Genomic DNA, 2,611 nt, shown 5'->3' with positions numbered 1-2,611 from the left:
GACTGGCGGCCAACCCTCATCACGCGGTCGACCTGGTCTTGAGCGCATGAAACTCCAGGCCGCAGCCCCGGAAGTCAACAACTACGGCACCCTGTTCATCAACCCGACCATCATGTTCTGCGCTCCGTATTACTCTGGCACGGTGGGAGCCTGGTACTTCGGCGAAACTCCTCCACCTATTTGGGCTCGGTAATTCGTCAGTGAAGCTCCGGTAAGGGATCGGCGGGTATGGATCATTTTCGGCAAGTGTCGGAAAAATCGCGCTTCATTCGACACTTTCGAATCGAGAACCCTCCCGATTCTGATTCTTACCCATTCCGTTTACCGGTCGTGAAACACCTATACGAGACGGGGGGTTTGCCTCTACGCAGCGGGTTGACCTTCCTGGTCGGTGAAAACGGCACCGGGAAGTCAACTCTGCTCGAAGCCTTGGCAGTCGCCGCCGGAATGAATGCCGAGGGCGGGAGTCAAAACTACCGATTTGCAACTCGATCGAGCGAATCTTCGTTATCGCAATACCTCAGTCTTGTTTGGGGTATGGAAAAGCCGCGCAGCAGATTTTTTCTGCGAGCCGAAACTTACTACAACGTAGCGACCGAGACGGAGCGACTCAGCTTCGATCAAATAGCTGCCCTTGGCGGGGTGTCCCCGCACGCACGCTCACACGGCGAGTCGTTCGTAGATTTGATGCAACACAGATTCCACGCCGACGGTCTCTATTTCATGGATGAGCCCGAGGCTGCACTATCACCTCATGCCTGCCTAGGAGTAATTGCGAGATTAACTGAACTCGTCGAGCATCAACGTTGTCAAGTTGTCGTTGCGACTCACTCCCCGATGCTGTTAGCCTCGGGCATTCATGCTGATTGAGTGGAAACCCGTGTCAAACACGAAGAATGGTGCCCTGAACTGGGATAATTCGACTTGCGAAGGTTGAATCAGTCCGAGTTCGAGGAGCACCATTCCGGTGAGCAAGTCTACGTCCCCCTACCCCCACGTGTCCGCATCGGCCACCGGAACCGGCGTCGTGTCCCACGCCGGAGCAGTACTACTGCTGCGCATCGCGGAGAAAACCGGACTCAGTGCAGCCTTGACGACCGAACTCGCACCGTATCGAAAGCCGCTGGCCTACCACGATCCCGGCAAGATCGTCCTCGATCTCGCCACGGCGTTGGCGATCGGCGGGGACTGCCTCGCCGACATCGCACAACTCCGAGCCCACCCCGAACTCTTCGGGCAGGTCGCCTCGGACCCCACCGTCTCCCGTCTGATCACCACGTTGTCCGGCGACGCCGACACCGCGCTGGCCGCGATCGGACGTGCCCGCGCCGCCGCCCGCTCCCACGCCTGGACCACCGCCGGTGCATCGGCTCCCGACCACGACATCGACGAGCAGCATCCGCTGATCCTCGACATCGACGCCACCCTGGTCACCGCCCACTCCGAGAAGGAATCCGCTGCACCGACATTCAAGCGCGGCTTCGGGTTCCATCCACTGTGCGCGTTCGTCGACCACGGCCAGGACGGCACCGGTGAACCCGTCGCGATGCTGCTGCGTCCCGGCAACGCCGGCTCCAACACCGCATCCGACCACGTCACCGTCATTGCCGAGGCGCTGGCTCAGTTGCCGTTCGACCCGGCATACCGGGTCGGGAAGAAGGTACTGGTACGGATCGACGGGGCCGGCGGCACCCACACGTTGATCGAGTACCTCACCAAGCGACGCCTGTCGTATTCGGTCGGATTCGGGTTGACCACCACCCACGCCGAGGCGATCGATCTGGTCCCGGACCAGGCGTGGACCCCGGCCTACGACGCCGACGGGCAGGTCCGCGATGGCGCGTGGGTCACAGAGATCACCGATCTGCTCGATCTGTCGACCTGGCCGAAAGGCATGCGGGTGATCGTCCGGAAGGAAAGAGCGCATCCGGGAGCCCAGTTGCGGTTCACCGACCGCGACGGCCTGCGCCTGACTGCGTTCGTGACCAACACCCGCCTCGGGCAGTTGTCCGATCTGGAGTTGCGGCACCGGCGGCGGGCTCGGTGCGAGGATCGGATCCGGGCGGCAAAAGTCACAGGGCTACAGAACCTTCCGTTGCACGGGTTCGATCAGAACAGGATCTGGTTGGCGATCGTGCAACTCGCGTGCGAGCTCATCGCGTGGATGCAGATGCTCGCCCTGACCGATGTCACGGCACGGCGGTGGGAGCCGAAACGACTGCGGCTGCGGTTGTTGTCGATCGCAGGTCGCGTCGCTCGGCATGCCCGCCGTGTTCATCTGCGTCTGGCCGCCACAGCTCCCGGAGTCGATGTCCTCGTTGCCGCCCTGAACAGACTCGCAGCACTTCCTGCACCTGCGTGACCAGTACTTACTTGTCCGATCGAGACGAAGGGAAGCCATTCTCGGGGCCGTGGACCCCGACGTCACCCGGCTGTGTCGGGTAGCCGGCCGTGGCCCAGGGTGCCGTCAAAGTCTTCTAACATGCGGATGACCTGGGGTTTTGCATGGTGACACACCGGAGAATACGGATGCGAGTGCGGGCACAGCGCTCACGTGAAAATGGAAGTTCTGACGCTCACATCTGCAAGGAACGCCATGCCCGCCTCCACA

At 61.5% G+C, this 2,611-nt stretch carries 3 protein-coding genes; all 3 read left to right on the top strand.

What is annotated here, in order from left to right:
* A partial coding sequence (locus EV641_RS29600; protein ID WP_206752024.1) for a hypothetical protein occupies positions 1 to 193 on the top strand: 193 nt, incomplete at its 5' end.
* 35 nt (positions 194 to 228) lie between these two features.
* Positions 229 to 870, top strand: coding sequence for an AAA family ATPase (locus EV641_RS29040; protein ID WP_132476967.1), 642 nt, complete (start codon positions 229 to 231; stop codon positions 868 to 870).
* 97 nt (positions 871 to 967) lie between these two features.
* Entirely contained in the window at positions 968 to 2,362 is a 1,395-nt protein-coding gene (locus tag EV641_RS29035) for an IS1380 family transposase (protein WP_132476966.1), read from the top strand.
* The last annotated feature ends 249 nt before the right edge of the window (positions 2,363 to 2,611 follow it).

Origin of the sequence: Rhodococcus sp. SMB37 (assembly GCF_004345605.1) — a bacterium.
Classification (GTDB): Bacteria; Actinomycetota; Actinomycetes; order Mycobacteriales; family Mycobacteriaceae; genus Rhodococcus.
Note: the sequence above shows the minus strand (reverse complement) of the source record. Positions and strands in the feature narration are given on the sequence as shown.